A 24,446-nucleotide genomic window follows, 5' to 3' on the forward strand; every position below is an offset into this window, starting at 1 on the left:
GCGACCAGCCGCAACGAAGCCGCAGCCCGCAGATCACCGCACCCCTACGGCGCATCCGCCCGGCCCTCCCAGCGGAGCGCTCACGCCTCGAACGGCCGCGCCGGCCACTCCGCATCCGCCGACCGCAACCCGTCGAGCCCGCCGGAGGCCCTCGCGGCGACCAGCGACAGCGCGCCCACGACGAGGCAGTTGTTGTGCAGCTCACCCGCGAGCACCGCCCGGACGAGTTCGTCGACCGGCACGCGCGCGTGCTCCATGTCGGCCTCCTCGTCCTCCACCTCGAAGCGCTCCCCGTCGGCCTCGGACAGATTGCGGGCGAGGAAGATCCGTACGGCCTCGTCGCAGCCGCCGGGCGTGGTGTAGACGTCGGTCAGCACCCGCCAGTCCTCGGCCTTGACGTGGGCCTCCTCGTACAGCTCGCGCTGGGCGGCGTGCAGCGGGTTCTCGCCGGGTACGTCGAGCAGGCCGGCCGGGATCTCCCACAGCTTCTGCCGCACCGGGTGGCGGTACTGCTTGATGAGCAGGACGCGGTCCTCGTCGTCGAGGGCGAGGACGGCCACCGAGCCGGGGTGGACCTGGTAGTCGCGGCGTACCACCGAGCCGTCGGGCATGACCACGTCGTCCGTGCGGACGGAGGTCTTGTTGCCCACGAAGGGGGTGTCCGTGGCCCGGATCTCCCACTCCTGCGGGATGTCCTTGATCGTCATGCCTGCCCTTCCACGTGCACAAGGAAAACCGGGGTGCGCACCTTTGAAGGTTTGCACCCCGGCCACCGTACAACTCTCGTGTTACTTCGAATTCTTGCCGGCGCCCTCGCCCTGCTGACGCTCGACGGCTGCCTTGACCAGCCCGGCGAAGAGCGGGTGCGGGCGCGTCGGGCGCGAGCGCAGCTCGGGGTGGGCCTGCGTGGCCACCAGGTAGGGGTGGACCTCGCGCGGGTACTCCACGTACTCGACGAGCTTGCCGTCGGGCGACGTGCCGGAGAACAGGATGCCGGCCTTCTTCTCCAGCTCCGCCCGGTAGGAGTTGTTCACCTCGTACCGGTGACGGTGCCGCTCCTCGACGTACTCCTTGCCGTCGTACACCTCGCGCACGATCGAGCCCTCGGCCAGCTTGGCCGGGTACATGCCGAGGCGCATCGTGCCGCCCATGTCGCCCTCACCGGCGACGATGTCCAGCTGCTCGGCCATGGTGGAGATGACCGGGTGGGAGGTGGCCGGGTCGAACTCGGTGGAGTTCGCGTCCCCGATGTCGGCGAGGTTGCGGGCCGCCTCGATCACGATGCACTGCAGGCCGAGACACAGGCCCAGCAGCGGGATCTTGTTCTCGCGGGCGAACTTGATCGCGCCGACCTTGCCGAGCACACCGCGGTCGCCGAAGCCGCCCGGAATGCAGATGCCGTCGACGTCGGCGAGCTGCTGCTTGGCGCCGGCCGGGGTCTTGCAGTCGTCCGAGGTGACCCACTTGATCTTGACGCGGGCCTTGTTGGCGAAGCCGCCCGCGCGCAGCGCCTCGGTGACCGAGAGGTAGGCGTCGGGCAGGTCGATGTACTTGCCGACCAGGGCGAGGGTGATCTCGTGGTCGGGGTTGTGGACGCGGTCCAGCAGGTCGTCCCAGGTCGTCCAGTCCACGTCGCGGAACGGCAGGTCCAGCTTGCGGACGACGTAGGCGTCCAGGCCCTCGCCGTGCACGGTCTTCGGGATGTCGTAGATGGAGCGGGCGTCGGGGCAGGCGACCACGGCCGCCTCGTCGACGTCGCACATCAGGCTGATCTTCCGCTTGATCGCGGTCGGCACCTCACGGTCGCAGCGCAGCACGATGGCGTCTGGCTGAATACCGATGTTGCGCAGCGCCGCAACCGAGTGCTGGGTCGGCTTCGTCTTCAGCTCTCCCGAGGGGCCGATGTACGGCAGGAGCGAGATGTGGACGACGAAGACGTTGTCACGACCGACCTCGTGACGGACCTGGCGGACGGTCTCCAGGAACGGCAGCGACTCGATGTCGCCGACCGTGCCGCCGACCTCCGTGATCACCACGTCGACCTCGTCCGTCGCCATGCGGCGGATGCGGTGCTTGATCTCGTTGGTGATGTGCGGGATGACCTGCACGGTGTCGCCCAGGTACTCGCCGCGCCGCTCCTTGGCGATCACGGTGTTGTACACCTGGCCGGTGGTGACGTTCGCCGAGCCGTCCAGGTCACGGTCGAGGAAGCGCTCGTAGTGGCCGATGTCCAGGTCGGTCTCGGCGCCGTCGTTGGTGACGAACACCTCACCGTGCTGGAAGGGGTTCATCGTGCCAGGGTCGACATTGAGGTACGGGTCCAGCTTCTGCATCACGACGCGCAGACCCCGCGCCTTGAGCAGCATGCCGAGGCTGGAGGCCGTCAGGCCCTTGCCGAGCGAGGAGGCGACACCCCCGGTGACGAAGATGTGCTTGGTCGTCGTGGTGCTGTTTCGAAAAGCAGCGGGCGGCATGGCCAAGAGGGGGCTCCCGTGGTCGCGATCTTGAAGTGCGGTTCGGGGGTCTTCACGCCCACCGGTCCACGGGCTACCAGGGTATCAGCGACGGAGACCGCCGGCTTCCGGCCACGCTCCGCACACGAGCCTGCACAGATCCGCACGCTTCACCGGCCTTCCACTCATCGGTCACCCGTTGCTCACCCGTTCGGCCGACCCGGGTTGCCCGGAGCGGCACGCAGATCATCTACGTGCGTCGTATCCTGCTCGGACATTCGCTGCCGAGCCCGGCCGGCAAACACGGCACCACCCCCGCCCGTCACACCCGGAACAACGAGAGCTCGTCAGTTCGTTGAGCAGAGATTGTTGAGAAGAGACGGTCGTTTGCCTCACGGCCGAGACGACTGCTTTGCTTCACCGCTCAACGACGCATTACAAAACCCACCCCTTGACCGCACTAGCGAGAGCCCCCTTGCCAGAAGGGGGTGACGTGGCCGTTCGACTGGAGTTGCACGTGGCCGGGCGCATCGAAGACTACGCACTCATCGGAGACATGCAGACCGCCGCGCTGGTCGGCCGGGACGGCACAGTGGACTGGCTGTGCCTGCCCCGCTTCGACTCGCATGCCATCTTCGCCGGCCTGCTGGGCACCGAGGAGCACGGTTTCTGGCGGCTCGGCCCCGCGCACGCCTCCGACGCCGAACCGCCCACCGCGGCCCGGCGCAGCTACCGCGGCGACTCCCTGATCCTGGAGTCCGAGTGGGACACGCCGCGCGGCACGGTCCGGGTGATCGACTTCATGCCCCCGCGTGACGGCGCACCCCAGCTGATCCGGATCGTGGAGGGCGTCTCGGGCCGGGTGCCGATGCGCTCGGCACTCAGGATGCGTTTCTCGTACGGCCGCATCGTGCCGTGGGTGCACAAGCACGAAGGGCGCACGGTGGCCGTCGCGGGCCCCGACTCTGTGTGGTTCGACACAGATCGCGAGACGTACGGCAAGTCGCTGACGACGTACTCCGACTTCACGGTCGGGCCGGGCGACCGCTTCGCGTTCACGATCTCCTGGCAGGCCTCGCACAAGGAGCCGCCGCCGCTGCCGGAGCCGGAGCAGTCGCTGGAGGCGACGGAGGACTTCTGGCGGGAGTGGGTCGAGCACTGCACGTACCACGGGCCGTACCGCGAGGCGGTGATCCGCTCGCTGATCACGCTGAAGGCGCTGACGTACGCCCCGACCGGCGGCATCGTCGCCGCGCCGACGACCTCCCTGCCGGAGGAGATCGGCGGCGTCCGCAACTGGGACTACCGCTACACCTGGCTGCGCGACGCGGCGATCACCCTGTCCTCGCTGCTGCGCACCGGCTACCGCGAGGAGGCCCGTGCCTGGCGCGAGTGGCTGCTCAGGGCAGTCGCGGGCGACCCGGAGAACCTGCAGATCATGTACGGCATCGCGGGCGAGCGCGAGCTCGGCGAGGCCGAGCTGGACTGGCTGCCCGGCTACGAGAACTCCGCCCCGGTCCGGGTCGGCAACGGCGCCGCGCACCAGCTCCAGCTGGATGTGTACGGCGAGGTCACCGAGGCCCTGCACCTGGCGCACATGACCGGCCTGGCCCGCAGCGACTACGCCTCGCTGCTCCAGCTCAAGCTGATCCGCTACCTCGAGGACCACTGGGACCAGCCGGACGAGGGCATCTGGGAGGTGCGCGGCCCACGCCGGCACTTCGTGCACTCCAAGGTGATGGCCTGGGTCGCCGTCGACCGCACGATCAAGCTCATCGAGTCCGGCGACGCCGACGGCCCGCTGGAGCGGTGGCGCGAGCTGCGCGACGACATCCACCGGGACGTGTGTGAGAAGGGTTACGACAAGGAGCGCAACACCTTCACCCAGTCGTACGGCTCGAAGGAGCTGGACGCCTCCCTGCTGCTGATCCCGCAGATGGGCTTCCTGCCGCCGGACGACAAGCGTGTCATCGGCACCATCGAGGCGATCCAGCGCGAGCTGTCCACGCCGGACGGCTTCATCCTGCGCTACCCGACGCAGGGCGAGGACGAGGGCGTCGACGGCCTCCCCGGTGACGAGGGCGCCTTCCTCGCCTGCTCGTTCTGGATGGCGGACGACCTGGCGATGATCGGCCGTGTCGACGAGGCCCGCAAGCTGTTCGAGAAGCTGCTGTCGCTGCGCAACGACCTCGGTCTGCTGGCCGAGGAGTGGGACCCGCGCCTGCAGCGCCAGGTCGGCAACTTCCCGCAGGCCTTCAGCCACGTCCCGCTGATCGACACCGCCCTGCGGCTGACGGCGTCCGGGGCGTACGGCGGCTAGACGCTCCGCTGGGAAAGCCGTGGAGGCCGTCGGTCCTCTGCGGCCTCGCCGTGACTGGTCGCGCCCACGCGGCGGAGCCGCACACGGACATGGCCCCGCGCCCTTCGGGGCACTTCCACCTAGGCTGAGAGCATCCCATTTGCCCCTTTTGGAAGGGGGCGGCCATGGCTACCCACTCCAAGGCGGGCGCGGCCCTCGCCGCGCTGCGTGAGGATCTCGCCGGTGACGTGTTCGCGCCGGGGGACTTCGGCTACGACGACGCCCGGGTCGTCTTCAACACCATGATCGACCGACGGCCCGCGGTGATCGCGCAGTGCGTGGACGAGGACGACGTCGTGCGGGCCGTGCGGTTCGGCCGGGAGCTGGACCTCAACATCGCGGTGCGCGGCGGCGGGCACAGCGTCGCGGGCATGGCGCTGAACGACAACGGCCTCGTCGTCGACCTGCGCCATATGCGCGCGGTCACCGTGCACCCGGGGGCCGAGGCGGTACGGGTCGCGGGCGGAGCCACGATGAGCGACCTGGACCGCGCCACCCAGCTGTACGGCCTCGCCACGACCGGCGGCCGGGCGTCGACCACCGGCGTCGGCGGCTTCGTCCTGGGCGGCGGCACCGGCTGGCTGGACCGCTGGTGCGGGCTGGCCGTGGACAATCTGCTCGGTGTGGAACTCGTCACCGCCGACGGCGGCCGGGTCCACGCCAACGCGGACGAGAACCCGGACCTGTTCTGGGCGCTGCACGGCGGCGGCGGCAACTTCGGCATCGCCACCGCGATCACGCTGAAGCTGTACGAGCTGCCCGAGTTCGCCATCGCGCTGCTGCTGTACCGGCCGGAGTTCGCACCCGAAGCCGTCCGCACCTTCCGCGACGTGATCGAGTCCGGCCCCGACGAGGTGGGCGGCGGCGTCCTGCACTTCACCGGCCCGCCCGAGGACTTCGTACCGCCGCCCCTGATCGGCTCGCTGGTGTGCGGTGTGCTCCTGACGTACGCCGGTGCCGAGCAGGACATGCGCAAGTACGTCGAACCGCTGCTGGCGCTGCCGCACGAGGCGGAGATCGTCGGCCCGATGCCGTACGCCGACGTGCAGTGCATGATCGACGACCCGCCCGGCATGCGGCACTACTGGTCGGCGGAGTATCTGACGGGCGCGCCGGACGACTTCGTCGACGTCTACTGCGCGGCCGGACGGTCCATGCCCGTGCCGACCGGCACCCAGCACGCCCTGCTCCCGCAGGGCGGCGCGATCGCCGCAGGACCGCACGAGTACCCGGTGCCCTACCGGGACGCGCCCTGGGCGGTGCACCCCTACGGCATGTGGCAGGACCCCGCGGACGACGAGCGGTGCAGACGGTGGGTCCGCGACGTCCGCGAGGACGTGCGGCCGTGGAGCACCGGTGCGGTGTACCTGAACTTCATCGGCGACGAGGGCGCGGAACGTGTGGTGGCCGGTCTGGGCGCCCAGAACACCCGGCGGCTGGCGGAGCTGAAGCGCCGGTGGGACCCGGACAACGTCTTCCGGTTCAACCACAACATCAGGCCGGCCTGAACACGGTCACCAGGCTTACTTGAATGCCGTCAGCGTCCGCTCCCCGCCCGGATCACCCGCCGTCGCCGGGACGAGGGCGATCTCGTCGAGGCCTGCCTCGGCGTACTCCTCGGCACGCGCGCGTACGGCGTCCGAGTCGCCCACGAGACCGACCATGTCCGCGGCCGCGGCGGGCAGTGCCCGCACCAGCGTGGCGGGGTCGGCACCGGTCCGGGCCAGCTCGACGGCCTCCCCGAACCCTGCTGCCTCGAACATGTCGCTGTAGCCCGGCACCGTCAGATACCCGGCGATGCTCCGCAGGACCTGCGCGAGGGACTCCGGGTCCGGATCGACGGCGGCCGGCAGCCAGGCGGCCAGGGTCGGCGGCGACGTACGGCCCGCGCGCTCGGCGGCCGCCTGGAGTTTGGCCCGCAGCACGCGGACCTGTTCCGGCGAGACGAGGTCGAGCAGCATGCGGTCGGAGTGCGCCGCCGCCGTGGCGATCGCGCGGTCGCCGAACGCCGCCACGGTGAGCGGGCCGCCGGGGGGCAGGAGGCGGCGCGGGAAGGCGCTGCCGGGGACGATCGGCTCACCGGGCCTGCCGTGCAGAAGGACGCGCAGGGCCGCCGCCGAGGCCTCCATCGCCGCCGCGGGCCGCACCCGCGGCACCCCGTGCACGCCCTCGACCACCCGCTTGCTGGACGTCCCCAGCGCCACCCCGACCGCCCGCCCGGTGACGGCGGCGACCGAGGCGGCACCCCGCGCGATGCCGAACGGCTCGCGCACCGACACCGCCACGGGACCGGCCGTCAGCGCGACCCGCTCGGTGGCCCGCCCGATGGCCGCGGCGAGGACGAAGGAGTCCCAGGTCGGCCCCTCCCCCGCCCACACCTCCCGGTACCCGAGCCGATCGGCGGCCACCGCCACCCGCAACGGCTCCTCGACCGGACTGTCGTCCTCCCGTGCCACGGCAACCACGCTGAAGTCCATGCAGGCGCCGCTACCCCGCCGAGGGCACCTCAACCGGGGTTTCGGTGCGCTCGGCCGAGTCCTCCAGCACGATCCGGCCGATGATGTCGTACCGCTCCGGCCGTCGGAGCTTCAGATACCAGCCGAGCCCGAGACCACCGAAGAAGACCAGCCCCACGATCCACGGGATGGCCTTGAAGAACAGCGAGTCGGCCGCCGTACCGGCCGCGGTGTCCAGGTTGGTCACCAGCAGCCCCACGACCGCGATCATGCCGATGCCGCCGAGCAGCGGTGCGGTGAGCGTGCGGAACCAGTGGCGGTCCTCGGGGTGGTTTCTGCGGAAGTAACCGATGACCGCGAAGGAGCACAGGGTCTGCACGATGAGGATCGCCATCGTGCCGAGGATCGCCAGCAGTGTGTACAGGTGGATGTACGGGTCCTGCCCGGTCAGCCAGAAGGCGCCGACGAGCGCGACCGCGATGACCGACTGCACGAAGGACGCGATGTGCGGCGACCCGTGCCGGGGGTGCGTACGGCCGAGCGCGGGGTGCAGGAAGCCCTCGCGGCCGATGGCGTACAGATAGCGGGCCGCGCACTGGTGGAAGGCCATCCCGCAGGCGAACGACCCGGTGATCAGCAGCCACTGGAAGGCATCGACCGCCCAGGCGCCGAGGTAGGAGTGCGCCGGGTCGAAGAACAGGTCGAGCGGGCTGGTGCCGGAGGAGATCTCCACGGAGCCTTTGAGGCCGTTGCCCGCGATGGTCATCCAGGACACGTAGATGTAGAAGATCCCGACGCCGATCACCGAGATCAGCGTCGCGCGCGGGATGACGCGCTTGGGGTCGCGGGACTCCTCGCCGTACATCGCCGTCGACTCGAAGCCGACCCACGACCAGAAGGCGAAGAACAGGCCGAGACCGGCGGAGGCTCCGGTGAAGGCGTTCTTGGGGTTGATGGGCTCCATGGGGATGCCGTCCGGGCCGCCGCCGTTCAGGAGCACGGCCGTGGCGACCACGAACAGCACCGCGATCTCGGCGACCAGCATCACGCCGAGGGCCTTCGCGGTGAGGTTGATGTCGAAGTACGCCAGGGCCGCGGTGACGAGCAGCATGGCGGCGGCGTACAGGATCCAGGGCAGGTCGACGCCGAGCTGGTCGTGGACCGTGGTCTGCGCGAAGTACGAGAAGACGCCGACGATGGACGCCTCGAAGACGATGTACGCCAGCACGGCGAGCATCCCGGAGGCCATGCCGGTGATCCGGCCGAGCCCGTGGGAGATGTAGCCGTAGAAGGCGCCGGCGGCGGTGATACGGCGGGCCATGGCGACGTATCCGACGGAGAACACCGTCAGCACGAGCGTCGCGAAGAGGTAGCCGGCGGGCGCTCCCGTGCCGTTGCCGAAGCCGACGGCGATGGGCAGGTTGCCGGTCATCGCGGTGATCGGCGCGGCGGTGGCGACCGCCATGAAGACGACGCCCGTCAGGCCCACGGAATTCGCCTTGAGCCGGTGTACCTCGCGCGCGGGTTTTTCCGTCATTCCGTCCCTCTCGACGTGCTTTCACAACGAAATCCGAAGGTGAAGGGGCACTTCGCTTCGGATGTGCCAGTGTGGCGGCGCAGTGACGCAGGCCACAACAGACAGGGGGTGGGGCAATTCGAGGCCGGGCGCGACGCTTTGTCGGGCGTCGGCGGCCGATGATCGTCTCCGTAACGGTCCGGATATGTCGTGGAAGCATGACCGCGGGTAGCGTCCGGCACATGGACAGCGGTACGGGCAGTACGGGCGGCATGGGCAGCGGTGCGGGCGGTTTGGACAGCGGCTTCGGCACCCACGGCGCCGGGATCACCGTGCGGCGGGCGCTGGAGCTACCCGGCCTGCGCAGCGGGCTCCCCGAGGTCATCGCGGGCGCGGACCGGCTGGGTCGGACCGTGCGCTGGGTGCACGCGGGCGAGGTGCCCCACATCGCCTCCCTGCTGAAGGGCGGGGAGCTGCTGCTGACCACGGGCTACGGCCTCGGCACCCGTCCGGCCGACCAGCGCGCGTTCGTGCGCACCCTCGCCGAGCGCGGCATCGCGGCCCTCGTCATCGAGCTGGGACCGCGCTTCACTCGCCTGCCCACCGCGCTGGTCGACACGGCACGTACGGCAGGTCTGCCGCTCGTCCAGCTGCACCGCGAGGTGGCTTTCGTAACGGTCACCGAGGAGATCCACACCGAGATCGTCAACGGCCACTACGCGCTGCTGCAACGGGCGGAGGAGGTGCACCGCCGGTGCACGGAGGCACTGCTCGGCGGCGGCGGTGTGCCCCAAGTGCTCGGCATCCTGGCCGACTTCAGCGGCAACCCGGTCTTCCTGGAGACGACGGAGGGCCGGTTGCTGTACGCCGCCGGGGCCGGCCCCGAGGGTGCGGATCCGTTGCAGGTGTGGGAGGGGCTGCGGGGGCAGCACAAGGACACGCCGCCGCCCGCCGGGTCGGTGCTGGTGGATGTGCCGGGGGGCGGACCGGGCACGGGTTCGGTCCGGGCCCGTCTCGCGCTCCTGCCCGTACGGGGCCCGCTCGCACCCGTGCACCGGATCGCCGCCGAGCGGGCCGCGGGCATCCTGGCCGTGGTGCTGATGCAGGCACGCCAGGAGGAGGAGTTGGCGGCACGCGGTCGCGGCGACTTCCTGACCGACCTCGCGGAGGGCCGTGTCGCCGCCGGGGACGCCCCGGCACAGGCGCGTGTGCTGGGCTTCAAGCCGGGCGAAGGCCCGCTGCTGCCGATTGTGATGCGGCTGGGGGACGCGCTCTCCCCCGGCGGAGGCTGGGCGGTGCTGGCGCGCGCGGTCGGGGAGGAGCTGGCGTCCGTGGGAGTTCCGGTCCTGCTGGGCGTACGCCCGGTCGAAGGCCGCGTCCCCCTCCTGCTGGGCCTGCGCGCGGAGTCGGACCGGTCGGCGGTCGCGGACCGGGTCGCGGCGGCGCTGCGGGCGGGTGTCGAGCGGGCCGGGTTCCAGCGGCCGGGCGCGCAGCCGCCGGTCGTGGTCGTCGGGGTCGCGGGCGGCTGGGCGGCGGCCTCGGCGAGCCTGAGGCACGCGGCGGAGACGGCGACGGCGGCGCAGGGCCTGTCCGACCGCCCCTGGTACGACGCCCGGCGCCTGGACATCGACCTGCTGCTGTGGCGGCTGCGCGACCACCCGGACCTCGCGGCCTTCGTGGACCGCGCGATCGGCCCCCTCCGCGACCACGACAACCGCTCCCGCCCGCCCCTGCTGCCCACCCTGGAGACGTACCTGGCGCACGCGGGCCGCAAGGCGGAGACGGCCCGCGAGCTGCACCTGAACCGGCAGACGCTCTACAACCGCCTCGCCCGCATCGGCGAGTTGCTCGGCACCGACCTCGACGACCCGCAGACGGTACTGGCGTTGAGCCTGGCACTGCGGGCGCGAAGGCACGCGGGGTAGAAGGCACGCGGGGTAGACGCTCCCGGCGTCTAGATCATGGGCTGCGGCTGCGTCAACTCGTCGTACACGCTGAGCACTTGGGCGACCGTCTCGTCCTCCGTCGGCCAGGTCGCCGCCTGCCGCATGCCCCGCTCCCTGAGCAGCTCGCGGCGCTCGGGATCACCGAGCAGCCGTACGACGGCGTCGGCGAGCGCCTCCGGGTCGCCGTACGGGACGAGTTCGGCCGCGTCCCCGACGAGCTCCGGCACACCGCCGACCTCGGTGGCGACGAGCGGCACGCGCGCGTGAAGGGCCTCCTGGGCGAGGACGGACCGTGACTCCCAACTGCTCGGCAGCAGCGCGATGTCGGCGGCGGCGAGCAGCTCGGAGACGTCGTCGCGCCGCCCGATGAGCCGTACGGGCAGCTCCTCGTCCTCGATCCGGCGCTGCAGCTCGGCCCGCAGCGCCCCCTCCCCCGCGATCACGACCAACGGCACGGGATCGAGCCGCAGCCACGCGCGCGAGGCGTCCAGCAGCACGTCGTACCCGCGATGCCGCTCCAGCGAGCCGACGGCGATCAGCAACGGGCGCCCGGTGGCCCCGAGTTCGGCCCGGACCTTGGGCCGCAGCCGGTCGGGGTCGTCGTGCTCCAAGGGACGGCCCGGTCCGGGCATCGCGACGGCGGCGAGGCGGGCGTCCCGCGCGCCGGTGCGGCGGGCCCGGTCCACCAGCGCCGAGGTGGTCCCGAGCACGACGGAGGCGGCCTTGACGACCCGCCGCTCCAACAGCCGTACGAGATGGGCGCGGGCCCCCTCGGCGTGCGCCCGGTCGTGCCAGGTGACGACGAGCGGAGTACGCCGCCCGCTGAGCGCGAGGACAGCACGGAAGGAGGCGTGCAGCCCGTGCGCGTGCACCAGGTCGGCGTCGGCGCACGCGGCCCGCAGGGCGGCCACGGAGGCGGGATCGCTGCTGCGTGGCACGTGTACGTGCTCGGCGCCGGCCCCGGTGAAGTCGTAGGCGTGATCGGCCTCGACGGGGGCGCACACGGTGACCCGCACGCCCCGCGCGACCAGCCCCGAGGCCAGCGATCGCACATGCGCGCTGCTGCCGGCGTTGCCGCCGCCCAGCACCTGCACGGTGCGCAGCGACGACTGGCCGTGCGGTGAGTGGCTGCTCACGGGGGTCACGTGGCCGGGGCTCCTGGTTCGGGTCGGGCGGTCACGAAGAAAGTACAGAAGGATCGGGCGGAGGGGGTGTACCGCGAGGATCCCTACGCGTACGACGTGTTTACGCCAAGGATGCCAGGACGTACGGGTGTTCCGGGAACGGCGTGAGGGCGAAGGCGGCGCGGACGCCGGGCAACGCGGCGGGCCGAGTCACCTTCACGAGTGAGGCGGGGTGGGGGTGTGGCCGAACATGCGCACGCGGAGCACGCCTCGGCGGCCGACGCGAAGGCCATCGCACCGAGACCCCGGACGTCGCCGACCGCGGCCGGGCCTCGCCAGGGAGGAGTTCCCCCAGATCCTGGACGCGGCCGTGCGCCACGACGGCGCACGGCCCGCTCCGCCCCTGCTCTCGCTACACGTCCGCCCGAGCCGTCGCCAGCAACTCCTCCGCGTGCGCCCGCGCGGTCTCCGAGTCCTCCTGTCCGGCGAGCATCCGGGACAGCTCCCGGACCCGCTCCTCGCCCTCCAGGACCTTCACCCCGGACCGGGTGACCGACCCGTCGTTGGTCTTCTCGACGAGCAACTGCCGGTCGGCGAAGGCGGCGACCTGCGGCAGGTGGGTCACCACGACGACCTGCGCGGTCTTCGCCAGCCGGGCCAGCCGCCGCCCGATCTCCACGGCCGCCTTGCCACCGACACCGGCGTCGACCTCGTCGAAGAGATACGTCGGCACGGGATCGGTCCCCGCGAACACGACCTCGACGGCGAGCATCACGCGCGAGAGCTCACCACCGGACGCGCCCTTGGCGATGGGCCGGGGCGGGGCTCCAGGATGCGGGGCGAGCAGCAGCTCGACCTCGTCCACGCCCGAAGGACCGTAGGCGACCGCACGCCCGCCGACCTCCACGCCCTCCGGATCCTCGGTCTGCCGGATGTCGAAGGACACGCGCGCGTGCGGCATCGCGAGCGAGGCCAGCTCCGCCGTCACCGCGGCGGCGAACCGCTCGGCGGCGTCCGTCCGCGCATCGGTCAACGCCTGCGCCAGCCCGCCCAGCTCGGCCCGCAGCGCGTCCCGTTCGGCGGTCAGCTCCCCGATCCGCTCGTCGTCGCCGTCCAGCTCGGTCAGCCGCGTCGCGCTCTCCTCGGCCCAGGCGAGCACGGAGGCGACGTTCTCGCCGTACTTCCGCGTGAGCGCGTTCAGCGCGGCCCGCCGCTCCTCGACGGCCGCCAGCCGCAGGGGGTCGGCGTCCAGGTCATCGGCGTAGCCCGCCAACTCCCCGGCGACATCGCCCAGCAGGATCCCGATCTCTCCGATCCGCTCCGCCAGCGCGGCCAGCGCCGGATCGTGCGCCCGCACGGCGTCCAGGGCCCGCTGCGCACCGGCCACGAGCGTCGCCGCGTCGATGCCCTCGGGATCCTCGGGGTTGCCCGCGAGGGCGGCGTGAGCGGCCGTAGCGGCCGACGAGAGCGCCTCCGCGTGCCCCAGCCGCTCCGCCTCCTCGGCGAGCTCCACGTCCTCCCCGGCGCGCGGCTCGACACCCGCGATCTCGTCGAGCCCGAACCGCAGCAGGTCGGCTTCCTGAGCCCGCTCACGCGCGCGCGTGACGATCTCGTCCAGCTCGACGGAGACGGCCCGCAGCCTCCGGTACGCCTCGGTGTACTTGGCGAGCGGCACAGCGACGGAATCCCCCGCGTACCGGTCGAGCGCCTGCCGCTGCCTGGCCAGCTTCAGCAACCCCTGCTGATCGGTCTGCCCATGCACGGCCACCAGCTCGTCGGCGAGCTCGGCCAGCATCCCCACGGGCACACTGCGCCCGCCGAGATGCGCCCGCGACCGCCCCTCGGCGGAAACGGTACGGCTGATCAGCAACGCCCCGTCGTCGAGCTCGGCCCCGGCCTCCTCGACCCGTACGACGACCGGCGCACCCGAAGGCACGGCGATCCGCCCCTCCACGACCGCCTTCTCGGCCCCGATCCGCACGAGCGCCGGGTCCGCCCGCCCACCGAGCAACAGCCCCAGGCTGGTGACCACCATGGTCTTGCCCGCACCCGTCTCACCCGTGACAGCGGTGAACCCCGGCGACAGCTCGACGACAGCGTCGTCGATGACTCCGAGCGACCGTATCCGCATCTCCTCCAACACGGACACGACCTTACGAGGTCGGGGGCGGGGAGTGCGACGGCCCCCGGGTCCGTGATGTGAAGGTGCAGGTGACGAATGTGTATCGGCAGCACATTGTCACCCAGGGGAGTGGATGCCGCTAAGGGGCGCGGGGAACTGCGCGACCAGCCACATACACCCCGCGGCCGCCCGCGAATCCGCAACCACCCCCCACAGATGGCTAGTGAGGTGCCCCCCGCCACCCGGACACCGGCAACGCAAACTTCGCCACCAACCGATCAGTGAACGACGCGTGATGCAACCGAGCCAGCCGCACCGGCACAGCCCCCCGCCGCACCTCAACCCGCGCCCCGGGCGGCAACTCCACAGTCCGCCGCCCGTCACACCACAACACCCCCGGCGGGATATGCGGCAGAACCTCCACCGCCAGCACCGAATCCGGCGACGTCACCAGCGGCTTGGCGAACAGCGCGTGCGCCGAGATCGGCACCATCAACAGCGCCTCGACCTCAGGCCACACCACCGGCCCGCCCGCGGAGAAGGCATACGCCGTCGACCCGGTCGGCGTGGACAGCACAATCCCGTCGCACCCGAACCCCGTCACCGGCCGCCCATCGATCTCCAGCACGACCTCGAGCAGCTTCTCGGCACCGGCCTTCTGCACGGCCGCCTCGTTCAGCGCCCAGTCGGTATGCACGATGTCGCCGTTCTGATGCACGACGACGTCGACGGTCATCCGTTCCTCGACCTCGTACGCCTTCGTCACCACCCGGTCGACAACCTTGTCGAGATCGTCCCGCTCGGCCTCCGCGAGGAACCCGACGCGCCCGAGGTTGACACCGAGCATCGGCACCCCGGACGCCCGCGCGAACTCGGCGCCCCGCAGCAGTGTCCCGTCACCGCCCAGCACTATCAGCAGCTCGCAGCCGTCGAGGCACTGCGGAGTCGCCTCCTTGACGAGCTGCACCTCGGGCGGCAGCGGCAGGTCGGCCGCCTCGTACTCCAGCACCCGCACACCGATCCCCGACCGCAGCAGTCCCTTGACCACCAGCTCGGCGCTGCGAATGGCCGCGGGCCGCCCCGTGTGGGCGAGCAGGAAGACAGTACGAGCTCGGTTCTGTGTCAACGCGGCCCCTCCGCAACTGCACGGTCAACGTCGGCCGGGTCCAGGGCGGGCGCCCCGGAACGCAGCCACAGAAAGTACTCGACATTCCCGGAGGGACCGGGCAACGGACTGGCCGTGACCCCCTTCACCCCGAGGCCGAGTTCCCACGCCTTCTCGGCCACGCCGCACACGGCCTCGGCCCGCAGCTGAGGGCTGCGGACGACCCCGCCGCTCCCCAGCCGTTCCTTCCCCACCTCGAACTGCGGCTTGACCATCATGACCAGGTCCGCGTCCGGCTTCACGCACCGCACCAGGGCGGGCAGCACCAGTCCGAGCGGGATGAAGGACAGATCCCCCACGACAAGATCCACTGGCTCCCCATCGATCGCTTCGAGCGTCAACTCGCGTACGTTCGTACGGTCTTTGACGGTCACGCGTTCATCACTCCGGAGAGTCCAGGCGAGTTGTCCGTACCCGACGTCGACGGCGACCACATGGGCGGCCCCGGACCGCAGCAGAACATCGGTGAAACCGCCGGTGGACGCGCCGGCGTCCAGCGCCCGCCGCCCTTCCACCACGAGCCCCTGGGGCACGAAGGCCTCCAGCGCGCCCGCGAGCTTGTGCCCGCCCCGCGACACGTACTCCGGATCGCTGTCGTCGGACGACACGACGATCGCCGCCGCGGTCTCCACCTGCGTGGCCGGCTTGGTCGCGACGGTCTTGCCGACGGAGACCCGCCCGGCGGCGATCAGCTGGCTGGCGTGCTCGCGTGAACGCGCGAGTTTCCGGCGGACCAGCTCCGCGTCGAGACGACGGCGTGCGACTCCTGCCACGTTCGGTTCAGCTCCTGTGTTGTCCGTACGACGGTGAGGGCGCCGGAGGGCCCGGGCGGGCGTCGAGCGCGGTGAGCGCGTCACGCAGCCCCCGGTGTACATCCTCGTACACCTCGAGGTGCCCGTCGGTGGCGAGGTGGTCGGCATCGCCCAACCGCTCCAGCTGGGCGTCGACGTCGGCGTTGCCGGTGGGGGTGCGGGGGACGTTCAGCGGGGCGGGGGCGGCGGGGTCGTACTCGGCTTCGACCGCGAGCCCGGCCGACGCCTCGGCCTCCTCCGCCGGGATCTCCGTCTCCGGAACCATGTCGCTCATGCCCAGACGCTACCCCGAACCACTGGGGTACCGTCGATCGCGATGGCCACGATTGAGGAGTGCCGCGCCGCACTCGAAAAGCTCTCCGACAACATGCAGCGTGCCGAAGGGGACGTCCGCACGGCCGCGACCCTGGACCGCTCGGTCAGCTGCCACATCACCGACCTGGACGTCACGTTCGCCGGCCGCATGGCGGGCGGCCGGATCCAGGTCCAGGACACACTCCAGGGCCCGCCCCGCGAGAAGGCCGAGATCAGACTCAGCATGACCGGCGACGACCTGGTCGCCCTGGTCGACGGCGAACTGCACTTCGCCAAGGCCTGGGGCTCGGGCCGGGTCAGGCTGCACGCGGGCGTACGCGACCTGCTGGTGCTCAGGAAGCTCCTGTAGCCGCGACCTTCTCGAGCTGGTCCTTCTTGCCCTGTTCGCGCGCTTTGCGAGCCGCCGGCACCACCAACGGCGTCCCCGTCTGCGGGTCGTCGATGACCTGGCACCGCAGTCCGAAGACCTCCTCGACCAGCTCGGCCGTGACGATGTCGTTCGGCGCGCCCTCGGCGATGATCTTCCCTCCGCGCAGGGCGATGAGGTGCGTGGCATACCGGGCGGCGTGGTTGAGGTCGTGCAGCACGGCGACCAGCGTGCGCCCCTGCTTCTCGTGCAGCTCGGCGCACAGGTCCAGGACGTCGATCTGGTGCTGGATGTCGAGGTAGGTCGTCGGCTCGTCGAGCAGCAGCAGCGGCGTCTGCTGCGCGAGCGCCATCGCGATCCACACGCGCTGGCGCTGACCGCCGGACAGTTCGTCGACATAGCGATCCGCGAGTTCGGCGACCCCGGTCTGCTCCATCGACTCCTGTACGACCCGCTCGTCCTCGGTCGACCACTGGCGCAGGATCCCCTGGTGCGGGTACCGGCCCCGGCCCACCAGGTCGGCGACGGTGATCCCGTCCGGTGCGATCGACGACTGCGGCAGCAGACCCAGCGTGCGCGCGACCTTCTTCGCCGGCATCGACTGGATGACCTGCCCGTCCAGGAGGACCCGGCCCTGACTGGGCTTGAGCATCCGCGACAGCGCCCGCAGCAGGGTGGACTTGCCGCACGCGTTCGGGCCGACGATCACGGTGAAGGAGTTGTCCGGTATCTCCACCGACAGCTGCTCGGCGATGACCCGCTGGTCGTAGGCGAGGGTGACGTTGTCGGCGGACAGGCGGTTCACAGTGCTCCTTCGATCGTTCAGCCCGTTGCTGAGGCTCTCTTTGCCGGGGCTGTCTTTGCTGATGCTGCTGCCGACGCTCATATCCGCCCCGCCTTGCGCTCGGTGACCAGCAGCCAGAGCAGGTACACACCGCCGAGCACGCCCGTGACCACGCCGACGGGCATCTGGTCGGCCCCGAAGACCCGCTGGGAGACCCAGTCTGCGGTGACCAGGAGGGCGGCGCCCATGCACAGGGAGGGCAGCAGGTTGGGCCCGGGCGAGCGGGTCAGGCGCCGGGCGAGCTGCGGGGCGGTGAGCGCCACGAAGCTGACGGGCCCGGCCGCGGCGGTGGCGGCCGCGGTGAGCAGCACGGCGGCCACCATCAGCAGCAGCCGTACGCGTTCGACGCGCACTCCCAGGGCATACGACACGTCGTCACCCATCTCCATCATCCGCAGCCCGCGCGCGTTGGCGAGGACGAGCGGTACGAGGACGGCGCACAGCGCGAGCAGCGGCCAGACCTGGGCCCAGTCACGGCCGCTGAGGGAGCCGGTCATCCACACCACCGCACGGGCCGCGTCGACCAGGTCGGCCTTGGTCAGCAGATAGCCGTTGACCGCCGTCATGATCGCGGACATACCGATACCGACCAGCACCAGTCGATAACCGTGCACGCCCCGCTTCCAGGCGAGCAGATAGATGGCAAGCCCGGTCGCGAGTCCGCCCGCCAGTGCGCCGACGGTGACCTGCGTGGCGTCCCCGGAGAGCAGGACGATCACCACGAGCGCTCCGGCCGTGGCCCCCTGCCCGAGACCCAGGATGTCCGGGCTGCCCAGCGGATTGCGGGACAGCGCCTGGAACAGCGCACCACCGAGGCCGAGCGAGGCACCGACCAGGAGCCCGACCAGGACCCTGGGCAGCCGCAGCTCGTTGACGATGAACTCCTGACCCGCGTTGCCGTCGCCGGCCAGCGTCCTGAGGACATCGCCCGCCGCGATCGGGAAGTCGCCGGTGCCGATCAGCACGACGCTCGCGGCGAGCGCGGCGAGCAACAGCAGGACGACGACGGCCAGCGCCCGGACGTCCAGCCGGACGGAGAGCCCGCCCGGGATCCGCACGGCGCGGTTGGCACGGCTGGTCTTCGCTGCGGACTTCGCGTCGCTCTTCGACGCACGCTTCGATGCGCTCTTGGCGTCGCTCTTCACTGCGGTCTTCACAGCTGGGCCGTCCTCCGCCGTCGTACGAGAAAGATGAAGACCGGCCCGCCGAGGATCGCGGTGACGATGCCGACCTGAAGCTCCGAGGGGCGGGCGACGAGCCGGCCGAGGACGTCGGCGCCGAGCAGCAGCACGGGCGACAGGACGGCCGCGTACGGCAGGATCCAGCGCAGGTCGGGCCCGGTGAAGGACCGTACGATGTGCGGCACCATCAGGCCGACGAACACGATCGGCCCGCAGGCGGCGGTCGCGGCCCCGCACAGCACGGTCGCGGCGAGCATCGACAGCACCCGGGTGCGGTTCAGGTTCGCGCCGAGGGCCTTGGCCGTGTCGTCGCCCATCTCCATGGCGTTCAGCGGCCGGGCGAGGGCGAGCGCGAGGACGGTGCCCACGAGGAGGAACGGCAGCACCTGGGTGATGGTCGAGTCGGTCGCGGAGGACAGCGAACCGACCGTCCAGAAGCGCATCTTGTTCAGCGCCACGTCGTCCATGATCATCACGGCCTGGAGATAGCCGTAGAGCGCGGCACTGATCGCCGTACCGGCGAGCGCGAGCCGTACCGGCGTCGCGCCCCGGCTGCCACCGAGGAACCAGACCATCGCCCCGACCGCGGCCGCGCCGAGGAAGGCGAACCAGACGTAGCCGCTCAGGCTCGTGACGCCGAAGAAGGTGATGGCGGTGACGACCGCGGCGGACGCGCCCGCGTTGATGCCGAGCAGACCGGGGTCGGCGAGCGGGTTGCGGGTGAGCGCCTGGAGCACGGCCCCGGCGAGACCGAGGGCGGCGCCGGCGAGCAGCCCGAGCACGGTGCGCGAGATCCGGTCCTCGACCACGACGTCGCCGTAGGTCCCCGAGCCCTCGAACAAGCCGTGCCAGACCTCCCCCATGGTCAACTGTTTCGCCCCGATCGCGATGCTCGCCATTGCGACGACCACCAGGATCAGGACAGAGACGAGCAGCCCAACGGCACGTAGCGCCCGTCGGGTTGGCGGCGCGGACACGGAGTCCGCGCGCTGTTCGGGAGGACTGTCGACCAACACGCAGTTAGGTTAGCCTACCCTGCTATTCAGCCACGATCCCCCAGGTCGGCGCCCGGTGCGACGGCTCACAGCCCCAGCCGCGCCAACGCCTTCCCCGCTTCCAGCTCGCACACACCTTCACCGGCCGTCGTCCAGGCCGCCGCACACAACGCCCGCAGTCCGTCCAACCCCTCACCGTCACCGTCGAGTTCCAGCCGCTCCGCCCCGGCGGTGGCCGTCCAGCCACCACACCGGAAGCCGCCCCCGTCCGCCACGACTTCCGGCTGCCCGGTGAGCAACCCCCGCAGATCCGCGTCGACATAAGTCGGCCGGTGCTGCGGCGGCGCGGCGAGCAACTGGGCGCCATCGGTCACTCCGGTCAGGACGAGCAGCGAGTCGACTTCCCCGTTGAACGCGCCCTCGATGTCCGTGTCCAGCCGGTCCCCGACCACCAGCGGCCGCTCGGCGCCCGTCCGCAGGATCGTCTCCCGGTGCATGGGAGGCAACGGCTTGCCCGCCACCTGCGGCTCGGCACCGGTCGCTATCCGTACGACCTCCACCGCGGCCCCGTTGCCCGGCGCGATCCCACGCCCGCTCGGAATCGTCAGGTCGGTGTTGGAGGCGAACCAGGGCACCCCGCGCGCAACGGCGTACGAAGCCTCCGCGAATCGCCCCCACGGCAACTCGGGCCCGCCGTACCCCTGCACGACCGCCGCCGGATCGTCGTCGGCCGACTCCACCGGCTCCAGCCCGCGCTCCCGCAGCGCCACCCGCAGCCCCTCCCCGCCGATCACCAGCACCCGGGCACCCGCCGGCACCTGCTCACTGATCAGCCGCGCGACCGCCTGCGCCGAGGTGATGACATCACCAGCGCCCGTCGGTATCCCCAGCTCCGTCAGATGCGCAGCCACGGTGTCCGGCGTCCGCAGGGCGTTGTTCGTGACATAAGCAAGATGCATCCCGCCCGCACGGGCCACGGCCAGCGACTCCACGGCATGCACAATCGCGTGGCCTCCCGCGTACACCACACCGTCGAGGTCGAGCAGCGCCGTGTCGTATGCCTCGCTCAGGGCCTGGCCACTGCCCTCGGGCCTCGTCCTGACGCTCTGGCTCATTCCGCATCGCTCCTCGTTCGACGACTTTCCCCGATCATCCCCCATGCCACTGACACCCGTACGATGCCGGGATGAACACAGCAGGTCACCCGGCAGCAACGGCGCACCGAGGCCTCGAACTCACCCCGTTCCGAGGCCTTCGCTACGACCCCGACCGGGTCGGCAGCCTAGCCGCCGTGACATCCCCTCCGTACGACGTCGTCGTCCGCCCCGACGGCCTGCACCACCTCCAGGACGCGGATCCGCACAACATCGTCCGCCTGATCCTCCCGCAGGCCGACACCGCCACCGCCCGCAACGAACAGGCGGCCAAGACCCTGCGCCGCTGGCTCTCCGAGGGCGTACTGACCGCCGACCCCGAGCCCGGCCTCTACGTCTACGAACAGCGCGACGGCGACGGCATGCTGCAGCGCGGCATCATCGGCGCCCTGCGTGTGACGGAGCCGTCGGAGGGCCTGGTCCTGCCGCACGAGGACGTCATGCCCCACGTGGTCGCCGACCGAGCGGACCTGATGCGCGCCACCTCCGCGAACCTCGAGCCCCTCCTCCTGACCTACCGCGGCAACGGCACGGCGGCCGACGCGACGGCCGTCATCGAGCGCACGGTCGAGCGCCCGCCGCTCTTCTCGACCACCACGGAGGACGGATTCAGCCACCGCCTGTGGTCGATCACCGACCCCACCGACCTGGCCCGCGTCCAGTCCGACCTGACCCGCCACCAGGCCCTGATCGCCGACGGCCACCACCGCTGGGCGACGTATCGCCGTCTACGCGCGGAGCACCCCTCACCCAGTGCCTGGGACTACGGCCTCGTCCTCCTGGTCGACACGGCCCGCTACCCGCTCCGCGTCCGCGCCATCCACCGCCTCCTGCACGGCCTGCCGGTCCCCGACGCCCTGACCGCCCTCGACGGCCTGTTCCGCGTACGCCGCCTCGAAGTCCCCCTGCCCGAAGCCCTGCAGGCCCTGGGCTACGCGGCCCGCGCAGGCAACGCCTACCTCCTCGCCGGAGACGGCGCCTTCCACCTCGTCGACCACCCGGACCCGGCCCTCCTCGCCCGCACGGTCCCCACCGACCGTCCGGCCGCCTGGCGCACGCTGGACGCGACGGTCCTGCACGCCACGCTCCTCGCCGAGATCTGGCACATCCCCGAGGACGACCCCACCCGCATCGCCTACATCCACGACACCGCCGCCACCGTCGAGAAGGCGGAACGCGACGGCGGTACGGCCGTCCTCATGCACCCCGTCCGCGAGGACGTCGTACGCGACCTCGCCCGCCAGGGCGTCACCATGCCCCGCAAGTCGACGTCGTTCGGCCCGAAACCGGCCTCGGGCCTGGTCCTACGCGCCCTGGACCTCTGAACGCCGAAGGGCGGGACCCCATCCCGGGATCCCGCCCTTCACCTCACACGTCGCTCACTCCTCGCGGCCCTCATCGGGCCCGCCCGGAGCCTGCTTGTCGCCGTTGTCCTCGCTCTCGACCTCGTTGTCGTCGAAGGCGTCGACGAACTCGACACCGTCCAACTCGGCAAGCCGGTCGGAGGCATCCGTGCTGCCGTCCTTGTCGGCCTCGACGGCCTTGGCGAACCACTCCCGCGCCTCACCCTGCCGCCCGGCCGCGAGCAGCGCGTCCGCGTACGCGTACCGCAGCCGCGCGGTCCACGGCTGGACGGCGTTGGAGGCGAGCTCGGGGCTCTGCAGCGTCACGATGGCCGCGTCCAGCTGCCCCAGGTCACGCCGGGCACCGGCCGCGACGAGCCGCATCTCGACCTGCCCGGCCTTGTCCAGCTTGTGCACCTCGGGCGCCCCAGCCATGTCCAGCGCCTTCTCCGGCCGCCCGAGCCCACGCTCACAGTCGGCCATGAGCGGCCACAGGTCCACCGTCCCGGTCATCCGCCGCGCGGCACGGAACTCGGCCAGCGCCTCGGCGTACTTCTGGTTCGCGTACGCCGCGAACCCGGCCGCCTCGCGTACGGCCGCGACACGCGACGCGAGCCGCAGCGCCACCTTGGAGTACCCGTAGGCACCCTCGGGGTCCTCGTCGATCAGCCGGGCGACCATCACCAGGTTCTTGGCGACATCCTCCGCGAGCCCCTTCGGCAGGCTCTGCAGCTCCTGCCGTACGTCCTTGTCGATCTCGTCGCCCGTGACGTCCTCCGGGATCGGCAGCCGCTTGATCGGCTCGCGGTCCCGATCCCGCTCATCACGGAACCGGCCACCGCCACGCCGGTCGTCACGACGGTCGTCACGCCCACGGAACCCTCCGGGACGCCCACCACGGTCGTCCCGACGGGGCCCACGGTCGTCCCGGCCCCGGAACCCGCCACGCTCGCCCCGGCTGTCATCACGCCGGAACCCACCACGGTCCCCACGGCTGTCATCACGCCGGAACCCACCACGGTCCCCACGGCTGTCATCACGCCGGAACCCACCGCGATCCCCACGGCTGTCATCACGCCGGAACCCACCGCGATCCCCGCGGTCCTCACCACGCCGGTCGTCCCGACGGAACCCAGGGTCACGGTCGCCGCCACGCTCACCACGGTCATCACGCCGGAAGCCACGGTCACGGTCATCCCGCCGGAAGCCGCCCCGCTCGCCGTCGCGCCGGTCGTCGCGGCGGTCGTCGCGGCGGTCGTCCCGGCGGTCGTCCCGGCGGTCGTCCCGGCGGTCGTCCCGGCGGTCGTCCCGGCGGTCGTCGCGGCGGAAACCACGGTCACGGTCATCGCCCCGACGGTCATCACGACGGTCGTCACGGCGACCGTAGCTGCCACGCTCGCCGCGGTCGTCGCGACGGACGCCACCGCGGTCATCGTCCCGACGGACGCCACCGCGGTCGGCGTCCCGACGCTCTCCGCGGTCGTCGCGACGGTAGGAAGGACGGTCACCATCACGCCGGAACCCACGCTCGCGATCCCGATCGTCCCGACGCGGCCCACTGGACCGGTCGTCCCGACGGAACGCGGGACGAGGCCCCCGGTCGCCGTCGCGACGGTCATCACGCCGATCGTCACGACGGTCATCACGCCGATCGTCACGACGGTCATCGCGGCGATCGTCGCGCCGGCCGCCGTAGCCACCACGACTGTCATCACGCCCGTAACGACCGCGGTCACCACGGTCGTTGTCCTTGTCTCGACGGTCGTTGTCCCGCCGGAAACCGCCCCGGTCCCCGCGGTAACCGCCTCGGTCACCCCGGTCGCCGCGGTCACCACTGTCCCGTCGCCGCTGGTCGCGCTCCGGTCGATCGTCGGGAGAGTTGGGGGACATGGGTGACTCCTGTCTTCGGTACCGCAAGTCATTCTCGCGCAGCTGGCTACCCGGCGCGCTCCGGAAAAACAAAAAAGGACCTCTGGTCCCAGCTTGACGCTGGGACCAGAGGTCCTTCCAAAGATTGTTCGGCGGCGTCCTACTCTCCCACAGGGTCCCCCCTGCAGTACCATCGGCGCTGTAAGGCTTAGCTTCCGGGTTCGGAATGTAACCGGGCGTTTCCCTCACGCTATAACCACCGAAACCCTAATGGTTTCGAGCGAACAAGCACACTCTTCTATTGTCTGTTCTGCTCAAAAAACCGGCAACGGTCGTTGCCTCAGAACTAACACAGTGGACGCGAGCAACTGAGGACAAGCCCTCGGCCTATTAGTACCGGTCACCTCCACACCTTGCGGTGCTTC

General features: G+C 71.2%; 20 protein-coding genes and 1 rRNA gene. 5 read left to right on the forward strand and 16 right to left on the reverse strand.

What is annotated here, in order from left to right:
* Positions 1 to 80: 80 nt before the first annotated feature.
* On the reverse strand, positions 81 to 707 hold the full coding sequence (locus tag ACTMVF_RS09775; protein WP_441270540.1) for an NUDIX domain-containing protein: 627 nt from the start codon (positions 705 to 707) through the stop codon (positions 81 to 83).
* Positions 708 to 788: 81 nt separating this feature from the next.
* Positions 789 to 2,474 (reverse strand): CTP synthase, encoded by a 1,686-nt coding sequence (locus ACTMVF_RS09780; protein ID WP_441270569.1) that lies wholly within the window; start codon positions 2,472 to 2,474, stop codon positions 789 to 791.
* Positions 2,475 to 2,970: 496 nt separating this feature from the next.
* Between ACTMVF_RS09780 and ACTMVF_RS09785 the strand changes: the two genes are divergently transcribed.
* Entirely contained in the window at positions 2,971 to 4,773 is a 1,803-nt protein-coding gene (locus tag ACTMVF_RS09785) for a glycoside hydrolase family 15 protein (protein WP_441270570.1), read from the forward strand.
* 164 nt (positions 4,774 to 4,937) lie between these two features.
* Positions 4,938 to 6,320, forward strand: coding sequence for an FAD-binding oxidoreductase (locus tag ACTMVF_RS09790; protein ID WP_441270541.1), 1,383 nt, complete (start codon positions 4,938 to 4,940; stop codon positions 6,318 to 6,320).
* Positions 6,321 to 6,335: 15 nt separating this feature from the next.
* Here ACTMVF_RS09790 and ACTMVF_RS09795 read toward each other — a convergent pair whose 3' ends face one another.
* Together ACTMVF_RS09795 and ACTMVF_RS09800 are read right to left on the reverse strand one after the other, a co-directional pair.
* Positions 6,336 to 7,289, reverse strand: a complete 954-nt coding sequence (locus ACTMVF_RS09795) for an LLM class F420-dependent oxidoreductase (RefSeq protein ID WP_441270542.1) — start codon at positions 7,287 to 7,289, stop codon at positions 6,336 to 6,338.
* A 10-nt stretch (positions 7,290 to 7,299) separates the two neighbouring features.
* Positions 7,300 to 8,805 carry an APC family permease gene (locus tag ACTMVF_RS09800; protein ID WP_441270543.1) on the reverse strand — a complete coding sequence of 502 codons (1,506 nt, stop codon included), beginning with the start codon at positions 8,803 to 8,805 and terminating at the stop codon, positions 7,300 to 7,302.
* Positions 8,806 to 9,056: 251 nt separating this feature from the next.
* Here ACTMVF_RS09800 and ACTMVF_RS09805 point away from each other — a divergent pair, with 251 nt between their 5' ends.
* On the forward strand, positions 9,057 to 10,709 hold the full coding sequence (locus tag ACTMVF_RS09805) for a PucR family transcriptional regulator (RefSeq protein ID WP_441270571.1): 1,653 nt from the start codon (positions 9,057 to 9,059) through the stop codon (positions 10,707 to 10,709).
* A 29-nt stretch (positions 10,710 to 10,738) separates the two neighbouring features.
* Here the strand turns inward: ACTMVF_RS09805 and ACTMVF_RS09810 are convergent, their stop codons facing one another.
* The 5 genes from ACTMVF_RS09810 to ACTMVF_RS09830 form a co-directional block, all read right to left on the reverse strand.
* A complete protein-coding gene (locus ACTMVF_RS09810) occupies positions 10,739 to 11,875 on the reverse strand; it encodes a glycosyltransferase family 4 protein (protein WP_441270544.1) in 1,137 nt (378 codons plus the stop codon).
* Positions 11,876 to 12,266: 391 nt separating this feature from the next.
* Positions 12,267 to 13,985, reverse strand: a complete 1,719-nt coding sequence (gene recN / locus ACTMVF_RS09815) for a DNA repair protein RecN (RefSeq protein WP_441270572.1) — start codon at positions 13,983 to 13,985, stop codon at positions 12,267 to 12,269.
* Between the two features lie 211 nt (positions 13,986 to 14,196).
* Complete coding sequence (locus ACTMVF_RS09820; protein WP_403333659.1) at positions 14,197 to 15,102, reverse strand: NAD kinase; 906 nt, start codon at positions 15,100 to 15,102, stop codon at positions 14,197 to 14,199.
* Positions 15,099 to 15,914, reverse strand: a complete 816-nt coding sequence (locus tag ACTMVF_RS09825; protein WP_441270545.1) for a TlyA family RNA methyltransferase — start codon at positions 15,912 to 15,914, stop codon at positions 15,099 to 15,101. The genes ACTMVF_RS09820 and ACTMVF_RS09825 overlap by 4 nt, the downstream gene beginning before the upstream one ends.
* A 7-nt stretch (positions 15,915 to 15,921) precedes the next feature.
* Complete coding sequence (locus ACTMVF_RS09830) at positions 15,922 to 16,227, reverse strand: hypothetical protein (RefSeq protein WP_441270546.1); 306 nt, start codon at positions 16,225 to 16,227, stop codon at positions 15,922 to 15,924.
* Between the two features lie 42 nt (positions 16,228 to 16,269).
* On the opposite strand from ACTMVF_RS09830, the gene ACTMVF_RS09835 reads away from it, so the two are divergent.
* A complete protein-coding gene (locus ACTMVF_RS09835; protein ID WP_441270547.1) occupies positions 16,270 to 16,617 on the forward strand; it encodes a sterol-binding protein in 348 nt (115 codons plus the stop codon).
* Here the strand turns inward: ACTMVF_RS09835 and ACTMVF_RS09840 are convergent.
* The 4 genes from ACTMVF_RS09840 to ACTMVF_RS09855 all read right to left on the reverse strand — a co-directional run bounded on the left by ACTMVF_RS09840 (position 16,601) and on the right by ACTMVF_RS09855 (position 20,770).
* The gene (locus ACTMVF_RS09840) at positions 16,601 to 17,521 is read right to left on the reverse strand and encodes an ABC transporter ATP-binding protein (protein WP_441270548.1); all 921 of its coding nucleotides are present in this window, start codon (positions 17,519 to 17,521) and stop codon (positions 16,601 to 16,603) included. The two genes, ACTMVF_RS09835 and ACTMVF_RS09840, sit on opposite strands and share 17 nt — an antisense overlap.
* Positions 17,518 to 18,537: a FecCD family ABC transporter permease gene (locus ACTMVF_RS09845; protein WP_441270573.1), complete on the reverse strand. Its 1,020-nt coding sequence runs from the start codon at positions 18,535 to 18,537 to the stop codon at positions 17,518 to 17,520. Before ACTMVF_RS09845 ends, ACTMVF_RS09840 begins: the two co-directional genes overlap by 4 nt.
* A gap of 95 nt (positions 18,538 to 18,632) precedes the next feature.
* Positions 18,633 to 19,676 (reverse strand): FecCD family ABC transporter permease, encoded by a 1,044-nt coding sequence (locus ACTMVF_RS09850; protein WP_441270549.1) that lies wholly within the window; start codon positions 19,674 to 19,676, stop codon positions 18,633 to 18,635.
* 65 nt (positions 19,677 to 19,741) lie between these two features.
* Positions 19,742 to 20,770: an HAD hydrolase-like protein gene (locus ACTMVF_RS09855; RefSeq protein WP_441270550.1), complete on the reverse strand. Its 1,029-nt coding sequence runs from the start codon at positions 20,768 to 20,770 to the stop codon at positions 19,742 to 19,744.
* Positions 20,771 to 20,841: 71 nt separating this feature from the next.
* Between ACTMVF_RS09855 and ACTMVF_RS09860 the strand changes: the two genes are divergently transcribed.
* A complete protein-coding gene (locus tag ACTMVF_RS09860; RefSeq protein ID WP_441270551.1) occupies positions 20,842 to 22,134 on the forward strand; it encodes a DUF1015 domain-containing protein in 1,293 nt (430 codons plus the stop codon).
* A gap of 54 nt (positions 22,135 to 22,188) precedes the next feature.
* On the opposite strand, the gene ACTMVF_RS09865 is transcribed toward ACTMVF_RS09860, so the two are convergent.
* From ACTMVF_RS09865 to rrf, 3 genes are all read right to left on the reverse strand, one after another.
* On the reverse strand, positions 22,189 to 22,941 hold the full coding sequence (locus ACTMVF_RS09865) for a hypothetical protein (protein WP_441270574.1): 753 nt from the start codon (positions 22,939 to 22,941) through the stop codon (positions 22,189 to 22,191).
* Positions 22,833 to 23,984 carry a hypothetical protein gene (locus tag ACTMVF_RS09870; RefSeq protein ID WP_441270575.1) on the reverse strand — a complete coding sequence of 384 codons (1,152 nt, stop codon included), beginning with the start codon at positions 23,982 to 23,984 and terminating at the stop codon, positions 22,833 to 22,835. Before ACTMVF_RS09870 ends, ACTMVF_RS09865 begins: the two co-directional genes overlap by 109 nt.
* 184 nt (positions 23,985 to 24,168) lie before the next feature.
* Positions 24,169 to 24,285, reverse strand: a 5S ribosomal RNA gene (rrf, locus tag ACTMVF_RS09875).
* Between the last annotated feature and the right edge of the window lie 161 nt (positions 24,286 to 24,446).

This window comes from Streptomyces sp. SD31, assembly GCF_052068475.1.
GTDB lineage: Bacteria > Actinomycetota > Actinomycetes > Streptomycetales > Streptomycetaceae > Streptomyces.